The sequence below is a fragment of the Onishia taeanensis genome, assembly GCF_900100755.1.
Lineage (GTDB): Bacteria > Pseudomonadota > Gammaproteobacteria > Pseudomonadales > Halomonadaceae > Onishia > Onishia taeanensis.
In genome coordinates this window covers 300041-317935 of the sequence record NZ_FNCI01000003.1, presented here as the reverse complement: position 1 = coordinate 317935, position 17895 = coordinate 300041, and the positions used below count along the sequence as shown (strand labels likewise).

General features: G+C 60.7%; 18 protein-coding genes. 13 read left to right on the top strand and 5 right to left on the bottom strand.

Annotated elements, in window-relative coordinates:
* Positions 1-210 precede the first annotated feature (210 nt).
* The 7 genes from thrS to ihfA all read left to right on the top strand — a co-directional run bounded on the left by thrS (position 211) and on the right by ihfA (position 7329).
* Positions 211-2106, top strand: a complete 1896-nt coding sequence (thrS, locus tag BLR71_RS06095) for a threonine--tRNA ligase (RefSeq protein WP_092524143.1) — start codon at positions 211-213, stop codon at positions 2104-2106.
* 34 nt (positions 2107-2140) lie between these two features.
* Positions 2141-2680, top strand: a complete 540-nt coding sequence (gene infC, locus BLR71_RS06090) for a translation initiation factor IF-3 (RefSeq protein WP_281241757.1) — start codon at positions 2141-2143, stop codon at positions 2678-2680.
* A 93-nt stretch (positions 2681-2773) separates the two neighbouring features.
* On the top strand, positions 2774-2968 hold the full coding sequence (rpmI, locus tag BLR71_RS06085; protein WP_092524139.1) for a 50S ribosomal protein L35: 195 nt from the start codon (positions 2774-2776) through the stop codon (positions 2966-2968).
* Positions 2969-3008: 40 nt separating this feature from the next.
* The gene (rplT, locus tag BLR71_RS06080) at positions 3009-3362 is read left to right on the top strand and encodes a 50S ribosomal protein L20 (RefSeq protein ID WP_092524137.1); all 354 of its coding nucleotides are present in this window, start codon (positions 3009-3011) and stop codon (positions 3360-3362) included.
* Between the two features lie 165 nt (positions 3363-3527).
* On the top strand, positions 3528-4547 hold the full coding sequence (gene pheS / locus BLR71_RS06075; RefSeq protein WP_092524135.1) for a phenylalanine--tRNA ligase subunit alpha: 1020 nt from the start codon (positions 3528-3530) through the stop codon (positions 4545-4547).
* A gap of 29 nt (positions 4548-4576) precedes the next feature.
* Entirely contained in the window at positions 4577-6958 is a 2382-nt protein-coding gene (gene pheT, locus BLR71_RS06070; protein ID WP_092524133.1) for a phenylalanine--tRNA ligase subunit beta, read from the top strand.
* 65 nt (positions 6959-7023) lie between these two features.
* Positions 7024-7329 carry an integration host factor subunit alpha gene (gene ihfA / locus BLR71_RS06065; RefSeq protein ID WP_092524132.1) on the top strand — a complete coding sequence of 102 codons (306 nt, stop codon included), beginning with the start codon at positions 7024-7026 and terminating at the stop codon, positions 7327-7329.
* 102 nt (positions 7330-7431) lie between these two features.
* Here ihfA and BLR71_RS06060 read toward each other — a convergent pair whose 3' ends face one another.
* Positions 7432-7638 (bottom strand): DUF2788 domain-containing protein, encoded by a 207-nt coding sequence (locus tag BLR71_RS06060; protein WP_092524130.1) that lies wholly within the window; start codon positions 7636-7638, stop codon positions 7432-7434.
* A 135-nt stretch (positions 7639-7773) separates the two neighbouring features.
* Here BLR71_RS06060 and BLR71_RS06055 point away from each other — a divergent pair, with 135 nt between their 5' ends.
* The 4 genes from BLR71_RS06055 (at position 7774) to BLR71_RS06040 (ending at position 9268) form a co-directional block, all read left to right on the top strand.
* Positions 7774-8238, top strand: a complete 465-nt coding sequence (locus tag BLR71_RS06055; protein WP_092524128.1) for a flavodoxin domain-containing protein — start codon at positions 7774-7776, stop codon at positions 8236-8238.
* A complete protein-coding gene (locus BLR71_RS06050) occupies positions 8239-8610 on the top strand; it encodes a hypothetical protein (protein WP_092524126.1) in 372 nt (123 codons plus the stop codon).
* A gap of 128 nt (positions 8611-8738) precedes the next feature.
* On the top strand, positions 8739-8996 hold the full coding sequence (locus BLR71_RS06045; RefSeq protein WP_092524124.1) for a type II toxin-antitoxin system RelB/DinJ family antitoxin: 258 nt from the start codon (positions 8739-8741) through the stop codon (positions 8994-8996).
* Positions 8996-9268, top strand: coding sequence for a type II toxin-antitoxin system YafQ family toxin (locus tag BLR71_RS06040; protein ID WP_092524122.1), 273 nt, complete (start codon positions 8996-8998; stop codon positions 9266-9268). Before BLR71_RS06045 ends, BLR71_RS06040 begins: the two co-directional genes overlap by 1 nt.
* A 215-nt stretch (positions 9269-9483) precedes the next feature.
* Here BLR71_RS06040 and ppnN read toward each other — a convergent pair whose 3' ends face one another.
* Both ppnN and BLR71_RS06030 read right to left on the bottom strand, forming a co-directional pair.
* Positions 9484-10848, bottom strand: a complete 1365-nt coding sequence (gene ppnN, locus BLR71_RS06035; RefSeq protein ID WP_092524120.1) for a nucleotide 5'-monophosphate nucleosidase PpnN — start codon at positions 10846-10848, stop codon at positions 9484-9486.
* Between the two features lie 14 nt (positions 10849-10862).
* Positions 10863-11153: a hypothetical protein gene (locus BLR71_RS06030; protein WP_092524118.1), complete on the bottom strand. Its 291-nt coding sequence runs from the start codon at positions 11151-11153 to the stop codon at positions 10863-10865.
* A 141-nt stretch (positions 11154-11294) separates the two neighbouring features.
* Here BLR71_RS06030 and BLR71_RS06025 point away from each other — a divergent pair, with 141 nt between their 5' ends.
* Positions 11295-12218, top strand: coding sequence for a LysR family transcriptional regulator (locus BLR71_RS06025; RefSeq protein ID WP_092524116.1), 924 nt, complete (start codon positions 11295-11297; stop codon positions 12216-12218).
* A gap of 205 nt (positions 12219-12423) precedes the next feature.
* Here the strand turns inward: BLR71_RS06025 and gcvP are convergent, their stop codons facing one another.
* Together gcvP and gcvH are read right to left on the bottom strand one after the other, a co-directional pair.
* Positions 12424-15318 (bottom strand): aminomethyl-transferring glycine dehydrogenase, encoded by a 2895-nt coding sequence (gcvP, locus tag BLR71_RS06020; RefSeq protein ID WP_092524115.1) that lies wholly within the window; start codon positions 15316-15318, stop codon positions 12424-12426.
* Positions 15319-15425: 107 nt separating this feature from the next.
* Positions 15426-15821, bottom strand: coding sequence for a glycine cleavage system protein GcvH (gcvH, locus tag BLR71_RS06015; RefSeq protein WP_092524113.1), 396 nt, complete (start codon positions 15819-15821; stop codon positions 15426-15428).
* Between the two features lie 635 nt (positions 15822-16456).
* Between gcvH and BLR71_RS06010 the strand changes: the two genes are divergently transcribed.
* The gene (locus BLR71_RS06010; protein WP_092524112.1) at positions 16457-17836 is read left to right on the top strand and encodes an alanine/glycine:cation symporter family protein; all 1380 of its coding nucleotides are present in this window, start codon (positions 16457-16459) and stop codon (positions 17834-17836) included.
* The last annotated feature ends 59 nt before the right edge of the window (positions 17837-17895 follow it).

Genomic DNA, 17895 nt, shown 5'->3' with positions numbered 1-17895 from the left:
CCTCGTTTCGTTTTGTCTCCCTTCAGTTCCGGTCGTATCATGCCGCCAGCACTGGCCACTGGGCCTGTCGCGGCTGGACGCCTTTAGCATGCCCTGCTAATGTGCGCTGCTGCTAGATAGCGCCAAACACTGCAATACCGACTTCATTCATTTCAGCCTGTCGCATGTCGTCCCTGGTATGGATGACCACTGCGCTCAAGGATGCCCGCAATGCCAATCGTTACTCTGCCTGACGGCAGCCAGAGAACCTTCGACGCGCCGCTTTCGGTGATGGAACTGGCCGAATCCATTGGCCCTGGGCTTGCCAAGGCCTGCGTGGCCGGCAAGATCGATGGTGTACCGGTGGATGCCGCCGACATCATCGACCATGATGCCCAGGTCGCCATCCTCACCGCGCGCGACCAGGAAGGCCTCGAGGTGATTCGTCACTCCTGCGCCCACTTGGTTGGCCATGCCGTCAAGCAGCTCTACCCCGAGGCCAAGATGGCGATCGGCCCGGTGATCAATGACGGCTTTTATTACGACATCGATTTCGGCCGTTCTGCCACGCCGGAAGACCTCGAGGCCATCGAGGCGCGCATGAAGCAGCTCATCGACCAGGGCTACGAGGTCGTTCGTGAGTATGTCGATCGTGACAAGGCGATGTTGACCTTCCTGCATCGTGACGAGCCTTTCAAGCAGGAACTGGTGCGCGGGATTCCCGAAGGCGAAACCATTCGCCTCTATCATCACCAGGAATATATCGACATGTGCCGCGGGCCGCATGTGCCGAATACCTCGCATCTCAAGGCATTCAAGCTGACCAAGCTTGCTGGCGCCTACTGGCGGGGCAGTGCCGAGAATCCGATGCTGACTCGCATCTACGGCACCGCCTGGGGTGACAAGAAGCAGCTCAAGGCCTATCTCAAGCGTCTTGAGGAAGCCGAGAAGCGTGACCACCGCAAGCTAGCGCGTAAGCTGGAGCTCTTCCATATGCAGGAGGAGGCCCCCGGCATGGTGTTCTGGCACCCGCGGGGCTGGACGCTATGGCAGGCGGTCGAGCAGTACATGCGCCAGGTCTATAAAGACGGCGGTTACCAAGAAATTCGCTGCCCCCAGATCATGGATGTCTCGCTGTGGAAGAAATCCGGGCATTGGGACAACTATGCAGACGGCATGTTCTTCACCGAATCGGAGAAGCGTGAGTACGCGCTCAAGCCGATGAACTGCCCGGGCCACGTGCAGGTCTTCAATTCCGGCCTCAGAAGCTACCGTGAATTGCCCGTACGCTACGGTGAGTTCGGCGGCTGTCACCGTAATGAGCCATCCGGTGCCTTGCATGGCCTGATGCGCGTAAGGGGCTTTACTCAGGACGATGGCCACATCTTCTGCACCGAGGAGCAGATCGAGTCGGAGGTGACCAATTTCCACCGCCAGGCTCAGAAGGTGTACGGCGACTTTGGCTTCGACGATATCGCCGTCAAGCTGGCCCTGCGCCCCGAGAAGCGTCTCGGCGAAGATGAGGTATGGGATCGCGCCGAGGGTGCCTTGCGCAGCGCCCTCGAAGCCTGCGGTGTCTCCTGGGAAGAGTTGCCGGGTGAGGGCGCCTTCTACGGTCCTAAGATCGAGTACCACATGAAGGACTGCCTGGGGCGTGAGTGGCAGGTCGGCACCATGCAGGTCGACTTCATGATGCCGACTCGTCTCGGCGCTCAGTACGTAACCGAGCAGGGCGCTCGCCGTGCCCCGGTGATGCTGCACCGGGCCATTGTGGGCTCGATGGAGCGATTCATTGGTATCCTGATCGAGCACTACGCCGGGGCAATGCCGCTATGGCTGTCGCCGGAGCAGATAGTGGTCATGAATATTACGGATTCGCAGCGTGATTTCGCACAAGATGTGGTCAATCGGCTGCAGAAAGTCGGTCTTCGTGCCAAGGCGGACTTGAGGAACGAGAAGATCGGCTTTAAAATCCGTGAACATACGTTGCAGAAGGTTCCGTATCTCCTCGTGGTAGGGGATAAGGAAGTCGAGGCCGATGCGGTAGCTGTACGGACCCGCACCGGTGAAGATCTCGGCTCATTGAAGGTCGATGACCTGATCGCCAAGCTCGACGACGAGCGGTGATCACTACGACGTCAACCAACACGGAGATTTAACGATCAAGAGAAATACTCAGCGCGGCCGTCCTCAGGACAAGCGCCCTCCAATGAACGAGCGTATCAGCGAAGACCAAGTCCGCCTCATCGGTATCGAAGGTGAGCAGCTTGGGATTGTGTCCACCAGTGATGCCTTGGAACAGGCGGAAGCGGCTGGTATGGACCTCGTGCAGATCTCCAATGCCGATCCGATCGTTTGTAAGATCATGGATTACGGCAAATTCGTCTTCGAGCAGAAGAAGCAAAAAGCTGCTCAGAAGAAGAAGACCAAGCAGATCCAGGTCAAGGAAGTGAAATTCCGGCCTGGCACCGACGAGGGCGACTATCAGGTCAAGCTTAAGAACCTGATACGTTTCCTCGAAGGTGGCGACAAGGGCAAGGTCACGCTGCGTTTTCGTGGCCGTGAGATGGCTCACCAGGACATCGGCCGCAAGCTGATGGAACGGGTAGCCAAAGATCTTGAAGATCTGGCAAACGTAGAGTCTTTCCCGAAAATGGAAGGCCGCCAGATGATCATGATCCTTGCCCCCAAGAAGAAGTGATCCAAAGGCAGTTGAACGGGTGTCGGCCGGGACTCGATTCCGGCCGGCATCGGCCTTGGGTTTTCTGAAGAACCTCGAGCGGAGTTTTCCCTCATGCCGAAAATCAAGAGCAACAGTGGCGCTGCGAAGCGCTTCAAGAAGACGGCCAACGGCTTCAAGCACAAGCAGTCGTTCCGTAGCCACATCCTGACCAAGAAGACCACCAAGCGTAAGCGTCAGCTGCGTGGGATGAAGCAGATCCACGCATCCGATGTGCCGCTGATTCAGCGCATGCTGCCGAATCTGTAAGCGACGCTGGTCGACCACTTTTTAACGTCAGGAGAAAGCTATGACACGTGTCAAGCGTGGCGTCGTTGCACGTCGCCGTCACAAGAAGATCATGAAGCAGGCCAAGGGCTACTACGGTGCGCGTTCGCGCGTCTTCCGCGTAGCTAAACAGGCCGTCATCAAAGCCGGCCAGTACGCCTATCGTGACCGTCGTGTCCGTAAGCGTCAGTTCCGTGCGCTGTGGATCGCGCGTATCAACGCTGCTGCCCGCAACAACGGCCTGTCCTACAGCCGCTTCATCGCTGGCCTCAAGAAGGCCGGTATCGAGATCGACCGCAAGGTGCTTGCCGATCTCGCCGTTCACGAAAAGGCCGCCTTTGCCGCTATCGTCGAGAAGGCCAAGGCTGCTCACTGAGTGAACTGATCATTTCGACGTGCCGGTGCAACACGATGACTCATCGTCTGTAGCGCACGCGTAAGGGTCACAGGGGAAGAGCAGCCGCTCTTCCCCTGTTTTTTTATATGAACCTGTTGCGGTGTGGCTCATCGACATCGCAGCAGCGCATTCGGAGCTCAACGGATGGACCACCTTCCCAACCTGGTTGCCGAGGCGCGCGACGCCATCGATGCTGCCCAGGACATCCCCGCGCTCGATGAAGTGCGGGTGCGATACCTCGGCAAGAAAGGTGAAATCACGGCCTTGCTGAAGGGCCTCGGCAAGTTGCCGCCCGAGGAGCGTCCGGCCGCTGGCGAGCGTATCAACCAGGCCAAGCAGGAGCTCGGCTCCGAACTGGATCGCCGCCGCCAGTTGCTTGAGAAGGCCGCTCTCGATGCCCGTCTGGCGGCCGAGCGCCTCGATGTGACCCTGCCAGGGCGCGGGCAGGAAAGCGGCGGCCTGCACCCGGTCACGCGGACCCTGGAGCGTATCGAAGGCCTCTTCACGCGGATCGGTTTCGATGTGGCGGTCGGCCCGGAGATCGAGGACGACTACCACAACTTCGAGGCCCTCAATATTCCGGCCCACCACCCGGCGCGGGGCATGGCGGATACCTTCTATTTCGACGCCACCCGGCTGCTTCGCACTCATACCTCGCCGGTGCAGGTGCGGACCATGAAGAGCGAAGAGCCGCCGATTCGCATCGTCTGCCCGGGCCGGGTCTACCGCAGCGACTCCGACCTGACCCACACGCCGATGTTCCATCAGGTCGAGGGGCTGTTGGTCGATGAGGATGTGAGCTTTGCGGACCTCAAGGGCACCATCGAAGACTTCCTGCATGCCTTCTTCGAGCGCGACGATCTGTCGGTGCGCTTCCGGCCGTCCTACTTCCCCTTCACCGAGCCCTCCGCCGAGGTCGATATCGAGTGCGTGATGTGTAGCGGCGACGGCTGCCGGGTCTGCTCCCATAGTGGCTGGCTCGAGGTGATGGGCTGCGGCATGGTGCACCCCGAGGTGTTCCATCATGCGGGCATCGATACCGAGCGCTACAAGGGCTTTGCCTTCGGCATGGGGGCCGAGCGACTGGCCATGCTGCGTTACGGCGTTAATGACCTGCGCCTGTTCTTCGAGAACGACCTGCGCTTCCTTCGCCAGTTCGCTTGAATCCCTGACTGCAGAACACAGGATATGTCATGAAATTTTCCGAACAGTGGCTGCGTGAATGGGTGTCGCCTCAGTTGGCGACCCAGGCACTGGCCGACCAGATCACCATGGCGGGCCTGGAAGTCGATGCCGTTGAGCCGGTCGCTGCCGCCTTTAAAGGCGTCGTGGTGGCTGAGGTCGTCGACAAGGCGCAGCACCCCGATGCCGACAAGCTGAATGTTTGTCAGGTGGCCGACGGTAGCGGTGAGACAGTACAGGTGGTGTGTGGTGCGCCCAATGTGGCGGTGGGGCAGAAAGTGGCCTTCGCCCAGGTAGGAGCCGTGCTGCCCGGCGACTTCAAGATCAAGAAGGCCAAGCTGCGTGGGGTCGAGTCCCGCGGCATGATCTGCTCGGCATCCGAACTGGGGCTCGAGGAAGAGACTTCGCCGGGCATCATGGAGCTCCCGCTCGACGCCCCGGCTGGTGAAGACTTCCGCGCCTGGATGGGGCTTGACGACAGCACCATCGAAGTCGACCTCACGCCTAACCGTGGTGACTGCCTGAGCATCAAGGGCATGGCCCGTGAGGCTGGCGTACTCAACCGTCTGGCTGTTGAAGGCCCGGCGATGTCGCCGGTGGCAGCGACCCACGACGAGACCTTCCCGGTGCAGGTTCACGATGGCGAGCGCTGCCCGCGCTATATCGGTCGCCTGATAAAGGGTGTCGATGTCACCGCCGAGACGCCGCTGTGGATGGTCGAACGCCTGCGTCGCAGCGGCGTGCGCTCCATCGACCCGGTCGTCGATATCACCAACTATGTGATGCTCGAGCTCGGTCAGCCGCTGCATGCCTTCGATCGTGCCAATCTGCATGAGCGGGTCGAGGTGCGCCTGGCGCGTGCCGGCGAGCAGCTGACGCTGCTGGACGGCCAGGAGATCGCGCTGCGTGACGATACCCTGGTGATCGCCGACAGCCGTGGTGCCCTGGCGATTGCCGGTGTCATGGGCGGCGAGCATTCCGGCGTCAATGCCGAGACGCAGGACATCTTCCTGGAATCGGCCTTCTTTACCCAGCTCGCCGTGGCCGGGCAGGCGCGTAGCTATGGCCTGCACACCGATGCCTCGCACCGCTTCGAACGTGGCGTGGACCCGGAGCTGACGCACATCGCTGTCGAGCGGGCTACCGCCTTGCTGCTCGAGATCACCGGCGGCGAGCCCGGTCCGCTCATCGAAGCGGCCAGTGCCGAGCATCTTCCTGCGCCGCGCCAGATTGTCCTGCGCCGGTCTCGTCTCGACCAGGCCCTGGGGCTTTCACTGCCGCTCGAGGACGTCACCGATATTCTCGAACGGTTGGGTATGCCGGTCGAGGCAGATGATCACAGCTGGCGTGTAGCGGTCCCTAGCTGGCGGTTTGATGTCGCCATCGAAGAAGACCTGATCGAGGAAGTGGCGCGCATTCACGGCTATAACCGCTTGCCGGTGCGTCGTCCTCAGGCTCGCCTGGGTCTGCGTCCGGACGGCGAGACCCAGCAGCCGCTGTCGCGCCTGCGCCGCCAGATGGTTGCCCGTGGCTACCAGGAAGCCATTAGCTATAGCTTCGTGGCCCCGGAGCTGCAGAAAACGCTGCTGCCGCAGGCCGTGGCGCCGACGCTGGCCAACCCGATTTCCAGTGATATGTCGGTCATGCGTGCCAGCCTGTTCCCGGGGCTCATCAAGGCCCTCGAGCACAACCTCAATCGCCAGCAGAGCCGCGTTCGTCTGTTCGAAACCGGCTTGGTGTTCCGCGGTGAGCTCGACGCGCTGTCTCAGATCCCGATGATGGGTGCCCTGGTATGCGGCAACCGCGATCCGGAAGGCTGGGCGGCAAGCGGTGACAAGGTCGACTTCTATGACCTCAAGGGCGATCTGGAAAGCCTGCTGGCCATGGGCGGTGAGCCTGATGCCTGGCGCTTCGAGCCCGGCGAGCATTCGGCGCTGCATCCCGGTCAGGCAGCACGAGTACTGTATCGCGGCGAAGAAGCCGGCTGGATTGGCACTCTGCACCCTGCAGTGCGTGCCGAGCTGGGGCTGAAGGTCGAAGCCGTGCTTTTCGAAGTACGCCTGGATGCGCTGACTCAGGGCCAGCTGCCGGCATTCACGCCGCTATCGCGTTACCCGGAGGTGCGTCGCGATCTGGCTATCTTGGTCGAGGAGTCGCTGCCGGTGCAGTCCCTGCTCGACTGTCTGCGTGAGCAGGCCGGCGAATGGCTGACCGAAATCAATCTCTTTGACGTTTATCAGGGCAAAGGGGTAGAGGATGGTCACAAGAGTGTGGCTCTGGGCTTGACCTGGCAGCATCCATCGCGCACGCTGAATGACGAGGAAATCAATCAGTTAGTCGATGCAATCGTCACTGAATCCGGACAGCGCTTCGGCGCTCGGCTGAGAAGCTGATCCATTGGCTGCCAAGCCTTGAGCCGGAAGACGGCGATGCTGCCATCCTGCACGAGGGAATGACCATGGGTGCGTTGACCAAGGCGGAACTGGCCGAACACTTGCATACCGAGTTGGGTTTGTCCAAGCGTGAAGCCAAGTCAATGGTGGAGGCCTTCTTCGAGGAAATCCGCAGCTGTCTGCGCGAGAACGAGCAGGTGAAGCTGTCCGGTTTTGGCAACTTCGACCTGCGTGACAAACGCGAACGGCCCGGGCGAAATCCCAAGACGGGAGAAGAGATTCCGATTTCTGCCCGCCGGGTCGTGACGTTTCGGCCCGGTCAGAAGCTCAAGGCTCAGGTCGAAGACTTCGAAGGTCCGCTGACGTATTGAATGTGACCTATCAAGTGCTAGGCAGCCAGTTGGCAGACAAAAGGCGCCACCCATGGGGTGGCGCCTTTTTTGTATCTAGACCTGGAAAGCTCTATCGACCCGTTAGACGGCCCCGTTTTCCATGACGTAGGTGATGATGACCTTGATCACGTAGCCCAACATCCCCGCGCCGAGCACGATGAACAGCATGATGGTGCCGAATTTACCGGCCTTCGACTTGCGCGCTAGGTCCCAGATGATGAAGCACATGAACAGCATCAGGCCGCCGATCATGATGGGCGTGATCCATGCCTCGAAGGTCTCTTGCATCGCGTTTCTCGCTCGCCCAAAAGCGCGAGTATAATCCCCCCGTCCTTATCTCGACAGCGTTGCACGGCAGCGGGGATTCGGCTCGGGTAAGGACTATGGTAATATCCGAGTAAATTTCTCAAGCAAAGCAGATCCATGTCCATGCTGAAGATTTTCGTTGGCACCATGTATGGCGGCGCCCTCGACGTTGCTGAACAAGTGAAACCGCTGTTTGAGCAGGCAGGTTACGACGTCGCGATCTATGACCAGCCGGCTCTCGAGGATTTAACCGGTTCACCGACCGACCTGGCGGTGTTCTGCGTGTCGACAACGGGTTCTGGAGATTATCCGGGCAATTTCGTGGCCTTTGCTCGGTCGCTTCAGGAGCGTGGGGCCGATCTGTCGACGCTGCGCTATGGACTGATCGCGCTGGGTGACAGCTCTTATGTCGACAGCTTCTGCGGGGCAGGGCGGTCCTTGGATGAACTGCTCGCCGAATATGGTGCTCAGCGCCTGGGAGAGCGTCTCGAAATCGATGCCATGGAAACCTTCATGGCTGATGATGCTGCCATCCCCTGGGTCGAAGAATGGATCGAGTCCCAGCAGTTGGCGGTGTCCTGAATGAACTCCTCCGCTACGCCAGAACGCTTCAGCGTGATGACCGGCCTGATACTGGTGATGCTAGCCAGCCTGCCGCGCTATGCGCTTGAAGGGCATGAAACCCGCCTGACGCTGCTGCTGATGGCCGCCGGCGTCGTCGCGGTCGCGGCTAGCTTTCATTGGCGCATGCTCGAGGGCAGTGCAAGGCGACAGCTTCCTGGGCTTCTCAAGCGACTGTTGGCTTGTCTGCTGGGCGGCGGGCTGGCCATCGCTGTCTGGCAGCTCATCAGCCTGGGCGGCGTCGATGCGATCTTGCTGCTGTCACATGGTGCGGCACTCGGGCTGCTGATCCATGTGGTGTCCCTGCTATGGCGACGTCCCGCTGCAGACTGATGGCGATGTAGGATAAAAACAAAGTGTCATCCTTGAGAATAGGGAGTCATCGTCCGGTGGTGACAGGGTGGCGTAGCGCGGCTATGATGTAGCTACAAGGTAGCTACGCCACTAAGGGGGACAACATCATGAGTGCTGATACTGTGGTCCGAGCCCGCATCGACAGCGAAACCAAGGAGCGCGCAACCGCTGCCCTTGAGGCCATGGGGCTATCCGTCTCCGACGCCATTCGCCTACTGATGCTGCGGATCGCCGACGAGAAGCGCCTGCCGTTTGCTGTACAGGTGCCGAATGCCACCACGGCCAGGGCCCTGGAAGAGTTGGACGCTGGCAAGAGTAAGCGCTTTGATAGCGCGGAGGCTCTGTTCGATGACTTGGGCATTTGATGCTGACCCCAGTTCGCTCTAGCCAGTTCAAGCGAGATGTAAAACGAGTCCAGAAGCGTGGCAAGGACATGGCTAAGCTGCGGACTCTGTTGGGCCTGCTGATCGAGCAGGCTCCCTTGCCAGACACTTATCAGGACCACCCGCTGAGGGGCAATTGGAAGGAGTATCGGGATGCACACATCGAGCCCGATTGGTTACTGCTGTATCGCGTAGTGGATGACGAACTGCACTTGGCTCGTACCGGCAGCCACGCTGATCTTTTCCGCGAATAGGCAAGGCAAGAAAAGATGGTACTTTACTTTGCCGGTGCGGTTTCACCTGACAATAAATCAATGGGTTATATCCCACGGTAGGACGATGTTCTATTTTTATCCCACAGGTGGTTGGCAGATCACGTGGAAAAGGGGCTCGATAGTCGAGCCCCCTTTTTCCTGGGTGAGATCTCAATGACTGATGTGATCTCTTTATGTCGTCTGGGCAATAAGGCTCACCCGAGCGTGTAGCAGGGCTCGTAATGGCTGCCGGGCAGCTTCATGCGGCCTTGCTCCACGAAGGAGGTCAGCAGTTCATCCAGGCGTGACATCAGATCCGGTTCGGCGTGAAGGCGGAAGGGCCCGTGGGCTTCGATCGCGCGAATGCCCGGCTCCTTGACGTTACCGGCGACGATGCCCGAGAAGGCACGGCGCAGGTTGGCCGCAAGCTCGTGAGTCGGCTGGTTACGATGGAGTTCCAGGCCGGCCATGGCGGCGTGATCGGCGGCGAAGGGTTCCTGGAAGTTGCGATCGATATTCAGGCGCCAGTTGTAGTAGAAGGCATCCTGATGGGTGCGCCGGAATTCGGCCACTTCATCGATGCCCAGCCGCATGGCCTTGGCGACGCTGGTCGGGTCGTCGATGATGATGCGATAGCGTTCACGCGCCGCATCTCCAAGGGTGTAGGCCAGGAATTCGTCGATGCGCTTGAAGTAGTCAGCGCTGCTGGCGGGGCCGGTAAAGATGACCGGGAAGGGGATGTCCTTATTGTCCGGGTGCAGCAGTATCCCCAGCAGGTAGAGGATCTCCTCGGCGGTACCGACCCCGCCTGGGAATACCACGATACCGTGACCGACGCGCACGAAGGCCTCTAGGCGCTTCTCGATGTCCGGCATGATGACCAGCTCATTGACGATCGGGTTGGGCGATTCGGCGGCGATGATGCCGGGCTCGGAAATCCCCAAATAGCGGCCATGAGAGCGGCGCTGTTTGACGTGGGCCACGTTGGCGCCCTTCATTGGCCCCTTCATGGCGCCCGGTCCACAACCGGTGCAGATGTCCAGCTCACGCAGGCCCAGGTGATAGCCGACTCGCTTGGTGTAATCGTATTCCTCGCGGGAAATCGAGTGACCGCCCCAGCACACCACGAGGCTCGGATCCAGCGAAGGCTGCAGGGCGCCGGCCTTGCGCAGGATATGGAAGACCGCATTGGTGGTGCCTTCACCTGTGCTCAAGTCGAAGCGCGGGTGCGTCTGTATTTCGTTGTAGACGTAGACGACATCGCGCACCACCGACGACAGCAGTTCGCGAATACCGCGAATCATCTTGCCGTCGACGAAGGCTTCGATGGGGGCATTGCTGATCTTGAGGCGCAGGCCGCGATCTTCCTGGAGCACCTCGATATCGAAGTCACGATAGGCTTCCATGACCGCCAGTCCATCGTCGGTCATGTTATCGCTATTGAGAATGGCCAGCGCGCAGCGGCGCAGTAAGTCGTGAAGGCCTGATGACGAGGTGTCGCGCAGGCGGTTCACCTCGTGCTGGGACAGCACCTCGAGGCTGCCTTCAGGAGACAGCGTCGTGGAAATGGTCTGGGGCATGGGCGGTTTCCTTGTTATGCCGCGTCGGCCTGGGCACAGGCCTGTGCCAGCAGGCGACGAATCTCGTCCTGATCGTTGGCGCTCATGGCATCCTGGCCAAAGGTACTTTCCAGCCACTCGTGGAAAATGGCATCGAAGTCTTCGGCCAGCACCTCCTCGGGATCATATTCCACCATTTCCATGACCAGGGGAATCTGTGGAATCAGGTAGCCCAGCGGAAAGAGCTGTTCGTCGGTTGCCTGGCGCTCCATGTCGAGGAGAGCGTGATGAATGGCGTCGGCACGCCGGGCGAGAGGGTCGGACATGAGGCTGAATTCTCCGTTGGCTTTGCCTTGCGATGCTAACACGTCACCCGGCCTCCCGCAGCGCTGCGCGCGCTAGGCTTATCTGGTAACATTGGGCTGTAAAACCTTCTTCTGATTCGTGATCGAGTGCGTCGCTGCTTCATGTTCAATGCCCAGTATTTCCGCACCTTCATTACGCTCGTCGAGTCTGGCAGCTTCACGCAGACCGCCCACCGGCTGGACATGACCCAGCCCGGCGTCAGCCAGCATATTCGCAAGCTGGAGCAGTACCTGCAGAAGTCATTGCTGATTCGCCAAGGGCGTCGCTTTACGCTGACCGAAAGCGGAAGACGGGCCTATGATTACGCGATCAAGCTGTTCGCCGAGCATGAGCATTTTCGCCACTCCCTGGACAATGAGTCCCTGGATAGCGGCGACTGCCGCATTGCGTCGCGCGCCAGCGTGGGCATGATGCTTTACCCCTTCATTCTCGGTTATCAGCAGATGCACGCAGGGCTGACGGTGAGCTACAGCTTCGGCTTCAATAGTGCGATCACCGAGGACGTGAAGGCAGGGCGCTACGATGTAGGCATCGTCACGGAAGTCAGCCGGCATGCCGAGCTGCATTATGCGCCCTGGCACCAGGAGCCTTTGTGCCTGGTGGTGCCGGCAGACTTCGCCGGCACCAGCCTGACCGACCTGGCGGCGTTAGGGTTCATGAACTATGCCGATGGCGTTCACCACGCCACCCAGCTACTGCGTGCTAACTTCCCCGGTGAATTCCGTTCGATGAGCCGCTTTCCGCGCCAGGGCTATACCAATGACGTCTCGATGGTCATGGATGCGGTGGCGCGAGGCCTGGGGTTCAGCGTGGTGTCGCGCCCTGTGCTCGAGACTTCGCCGTGGCAGCGCCAGGTCAAGGAGCTGCCCATGCCGCAGCCGGTCTATGAGTCCTTCCATCTGGTGACCCCGGCGGGCGTCGAGACACCGCGACGCTATACCCGCCTTCTCGATGAGTTTCTCGAGCAGCGCCGCCACACCCTCTATGGCTTCCCCGAAGAACCCCATTTCGATAGCCACAGCTGATAGCCCGCTCGCGGCTCGCAATGTCCTTAGTATCTCGCTGGTCTCTTGAGCTTCCTCGGCACAGGGGCTGGCAAAACCTCATCATGCGTTCTGATATAAGAAGGGCCCGGCAATCATCATTGCCGGGCCCTTTTGCATCAGGCGCTCTTGCCTAGCGCTGCCTGCCACCAGGCGCCCAATGGGTGCCTGGTGGCGAGGGCTTCACTCAATCGCGATACTCGTCGATGCTCGGGCAGGTGCAGATCAACTGACGGTCGCCTGCCACGTTGTCGACGCGATTGACCGACGGCCATACCTTCGCCGCCTTGACGGACGGGGAGGGGAAGGCGCCAATCTCGCGGCTGTAGGGACGCTCCCATTCGGCATCCATGAGGTCGGCCATGGTGTGCGGTGCATGCACCAGTGGGTTGTCCTCTGCCGGCCATTCGCCACTCTCGACTCGCGCGACTTCCTCGCGGATGCTGATCATGGCGTCGCAGAAACGGTCGATCTCGTAGCGTGATTCCGACTCGGTGGGCTCCACCATCAGGGTGCCGGGCACCGGGAAGGACATGGTCGGCGCGTGGAAACCGTAGTCCATCAGGCGCTTGGCGATGTCTTCCTCGCTGATACCGGACGCCGCCTTGAGCGGGCGCAGGTCGAGGATGCACTCGTGGGCCACGGTGTTGTGGCGGCCCTTGTAGAGGATCGGATAGTGCTCACCCAGCCGCGAGGCGATGTAGTTGGCGTTGAGGATGGCAAGCTCGGTAGCTTCGCGCAGGCCGCGGGCGCCCATCATCTTGATGTAAGCCCAGGAGATCGGCAGGATCGCCGCGCTACCGAAGGCTGCGGCCGATACGGCCCCACAGTCCTTCTCTACGCCGGGAATGGGCGTCACCACGTGGTTCGACACATAGGGGGCGAGGTGCGACTTGACGCCGATCGGCCCCATGCCCGGCCCGCCGCCGCCGTGGGGGATGCAGAAGGTCTTGTGCAGGTTGAGATGCGAGACGTCGCCACCGAAATCGCCGGGACGGGTGATGCCAACCTGGGCGTTCATGTTGGCGCCGTCGATGTAGACCTGGCCGCCGTGATCGTGCACGACCTGGCAGGCTTCACGCACGCCTTCTTCGAACACGCCATGGGTCGAGGGGTAGGTGAGCATGATCGCCGACAGGGCATCGCTATGCTTTTCGGCCTTTTCGCGCAGGTCGGCAAGGTCGATGTTGCCGTCTGCGTCACATTCCACCACCACGACTTTCATCTGCGCCATGGCGGCGGATGCCGGGTTGGTGCCGTGGGCAGAGCTCGGGATCAGGCAGATGTTGCGGGAGCCTTCGCCCTGGGCCTGCTGATAGCGACGAATGGCCACCAGGCCCGCGTATTCGCCCTGGGCGCCGGAGTTGGGCTGCATCGAGATGTGATCGTAGCCGGTGACTTCCACCAGGAAGGCCGCCAGCTCGTCGATCATCTGGTGATAGCCCACCACCTGATCATGGGGCGCGAAGGGGTGGATATTGGCGAATTCCGGCCAGGTGATGGGGATCATCTCGCTGGTCGCATTCAGTTTCATGGTGCAGGAGCCGAGCGGAATCATCGCGTGGGTCAGCGACAGATCCTTGTTCTCCAAGCGCTTCAGATAGCGCAGCATCTCGGTTTCGCTGCGATAGCGGCTGAAGGTCGGGTGGGTCAGGAAGTCACTGTCGCGCTGGCAGGCGGCGGGGATGCCGGTCTTGCCTTGTTCCACCACCTCGTCGTCGAGCGCCGGCACCGATAGATCGTGCTCTTCGCCGAGCAGCACGTCGAAGAGCACGCCAAGATCGGCGGCCGTGGTGGTTTCGTCGAGGCTGACGCCGATGTCACCGTTGTCGAAGAAGCGCAGGTTGATCTCATGGGTCAGCGCGCGGCCGTGGATCTTGCCGGCATCGACGCCGGTCAGGCGCAGGGTGTCGAACCAGCTGTCATGAGCCAGCTGAACGCCCTTGCGGTTAAGGCCTTCGGCGAGAATGGTGGTCAGGCGGTGAATGCGTCCGGCGATGGTACGCAGCCCCTCGGCGCCATGATAAACGGCATAGAAGCCGGCGATATTGGCCAGCAGTGCCTGGGCGGTACAGATGTTGGAGGTCGCCTTTTCACGGCGAATGTGCTGCTCACGGGTCTGCATGGCCATGCGCAGGGCCTGATGGCCACGGCTGTCCTTGGAAACGCCGATGATGCGGCCCGGGATAGAGCGCTTGAGCTTGTCGGTGGTCGCGAAGAAGGCCGCGTGCGGGCCACCGAAGCCCATCGGCACGCCGAAGCGCTGGCTCGAGCCGATCACGATATCGGCACCGAGGCTGCCCGGTTCCTTGAGCAGCACCAGGCTCATGATGTCGGCGGCCACACAGGTCATGACGCCGCGCTCGCTGGCACTTTGCAGCAGCGGCGCCAGGTCGCGAACCTGGCCGCTCTGGCCCGGATACTGGAGCAGGGCGCCGAAAACGTCATGCGAGGCGAGTTCCTCGGCCGGGCCGATGATCAACTCGAAACCGAAGTAATGGGCCCGGGTGCGCACCACGTCAAGCGTCTGCGGCAGCACGTCATCGGCGACGAAGAAGGCCTGGGTCTTGGCTTTCTTGTTGGCGCGCTTGCATAGCGCCATGGCCTCGGCGGCGGCGGTCGCCTCGTCCAGCAGCGAGGCATTGGCCAGCTCCATGCCGGTCAGGTCCATCACCACCTGTTGGAAGTTGAGCAGGCCTTCCAGTCGGCCTTGCGCGATTTCCGGCTGATAGGGCGTGTAGGCCGTGTACCAGCCCGGGTTTTCCAGCACGTTGCGCTGGATGACCGCCGGTAAATGGGTGTTGTGATAGCCCTGGCCGATGTAGGTCTTGAAGACCCGGTTCTGACGGGCCAGGCGCCTCAGGTAATCGAGTGCTTCGGCTTCGCTGCGCGGTGGGTCCAGGTCGAGCTCACGGCCCAGGCGAATGGCGCTCGGCACGGTCTTCTCGATCAGGGTCGCGATGCTGTCGGTGCCCAACTGATCGAGCATGCCGGCAACGTCGGCCTGGCTGGGGCCATTGTGTCGTTGGATGAAAGCATCGTGGCTGGCCAGGTCGGCCAGACGGCGAGTATCGAGTGGCATGAAACACCTATGCGTTTGATCGAGCGATATGGCCAAGCGGGCCGTGAAGCGAGCGGGCCGGTGTAAAAGAGGGCGCGAGCGAGGGGGTGCCCGCGCCAGAATGCGGGTCAGTCTTGGTCGGCTTCGGCGACCTTGGTGTAGGCCTCGGCATCGAGCAGCTTGCTGAGCTCGCCTTCGTCGGCAAGTTTGAGCTTGGCGATCCAGCCGCCCTCATAGGGCGCTTCGTTGACGGTCTCCGGGGCATCTTCCAGGGCCTCGTTGACTTCGACCACTTCACCCGCCAGCGGCGCGTAGAGATCGGAGGCGGCCTTGACCGATTCGATGACGCCGAATTCCTCACCGGCCCCGAGTTCCTGACCGACTTCCGGGAGATCAACGAAAACCACGTCACCCAGGGATTCCTGAGCGTGGTCGGTGATGCCGATAGTGACGGTTCCGTCACCGTTATCCAGGATCCATTCGTGGCTTTCGGTGTAGCGAAGGTTGGCAGGGATAGTGCTCATCGCGTTTTCCTATAAGAAAAAGGTTTACCTAGAAGAGAATCCTAACGCCCTCGACGGCGTTTGGCGAGTCCCGCGGATGTTGATTCTTGCCAGCAGATGATGCTGCCTCCGTCTCATCTTAGGCGGATTCCCGGTGCGGTTCACCCCTGCCGACGGCAAAGGGCGGCCACCTGGCGATGTCAGAGGCATGATGTGCACCTTCGCGCTACGCTTATTTAGGGGCTTAATCACATGACCAGCTTCGTAGAGGCCATTCGGCCGATTCATTCGACGTCTCGATGACGGCTTTAGACGTTGACTTGCCCAGCGGCAATGTACGCTATAAGGTTATTCAGTTTCTGATAAGAAATAATTTTCTAGCGAGCCACTGAAGGCGGTAGTCGGCTTAGGGCTTCTCAGCCGAGCATTGGCATGGCTTTTTCCATGCTTTCCAAGATCAATGGTTTGGGCTTTTTGCTGCTATTGGTGCGTATTGCAAAATTTTCGCATGCGAGGGTGGAGCAAGGGTGGTGGGTTCCGCTAAGGTGTCTTTGGTTCGTACATCGGCGGGTAAACCATCGCTCGAATGCCCCTTTTTCGGGGCTGAAGCAATGCACCTTTAGTGCATAACAACAATTAACGACGGGAGAACAACCGTGGAAGCAATCACAAGCTTTTTTTCAGCGGTAGAAGGCGTGGTATGGGGGCCGCTGATGCTGGTCCTGCTGCTTGGGGTCGGCCTTTACTTGCAAATGGGTCTCAAGCTGGTGCCGATTCGTCGGTTGGGTACAGGGTTTTCGCTGCTGTGGAAGGGGCGTGAAGCCGGCAAGGGTGATGAGGGCGAGGGCGAAGTCTCGCCGTTTAACGCCCTGATGACCTCGCTATCCGCCACGATCGGTACCGGTAACATCGCGGGCGTGGCCACCGCCATCTTCCTGGGGGGGCCGGGTGCCGTCTTCTGGATGTGGATCACGGCCCTGGTCGGCATGGCCACCAAGTTTTCCGAGGCCGTGCTGGCCGTGCGTTATCGCGAGGTGGACGAAGCCGGCGACCACGTCGGTGGTCCCATGTATTACATCCGCAATGGCCTAGGTAAGAAGTGGGCCTGGCTGGGCGGTGCCTTTGCCTTCTTTGGCGCCGTGGCGGCCTTCGGTATCGGCAACACCGTACAGTCCAACTCGGTGGCGGCGGGTCTCAACGAGTCGCTGGGGCTGCCTGCCTGGATCACCGGTGTCGTGATCATGGTGCTGGCGGGCGCGGTCATTCTCGGCGGTATCCGTCGTATCGCCAAAGTGGCCGGTAAGCTGGTGCCGATCATGGCGATCGCCTATGTCGTGGCGGGTATCCTGGTGTTGATCATCAATGCGGATGCCATCGGCAATGCGCTGGGCATGATCTTCGGTTACGCCTTCTCGCCGGCATCGGCGGTAGGTGGCTTCGCCGGGGCGGCAGTGGCCAAGGCCATCCAGTTTGGCGTGGCGCGTGGCGTCTTCTCCAACGAAGCGGGCCTGGGTAGTGCGCCCATCGCACACGCGGCAGCACAGACCAAGAACCCGGTTCGTCAGGGCCTCATCGCCATGCTGGGCACCTTCCTGGACACCATCGTGGTGTGCTCGATCACTGCGCTGGCCATCCTGACATCTACCCAGTGGTCTTCCGGTGAGACCGGTGCGGCTCTGACATCCCTGGCTTTCGATGAATCCCTGCCGGGCATTGGTCAGTACATCGTGTCCTTCGCGCTGGCGGTCTTCGCCTTTACTACCATTCTGGGTTGGGCCTTCTACGGCGAGAAGTGCATCGAATTCCTGTTCGGTGTGCGCGCCATCAAGCCCTACCGCGTCGTCTATATCCTGGCGATTCTGGCGGGTGCCGTGGCGCCTCTGGACTTCGTGTGGCTCATGGCCAGCGTTTTCAACGCCATGATGGCCTTCCCCAACCTGATCGCCCTGGCTCTGCTGTCGCCGGTGGTTTTCAAGTTGACCAAGGATTACTTCGACGGCAAGCCGGTGCTGCCTGGCGAAGAACTCAACAAATGAGGCAATGCCGCGGCCGCCTGGTCGGCCGCGGCGCCTGTTATCAGTCATGTAGGGGGTGA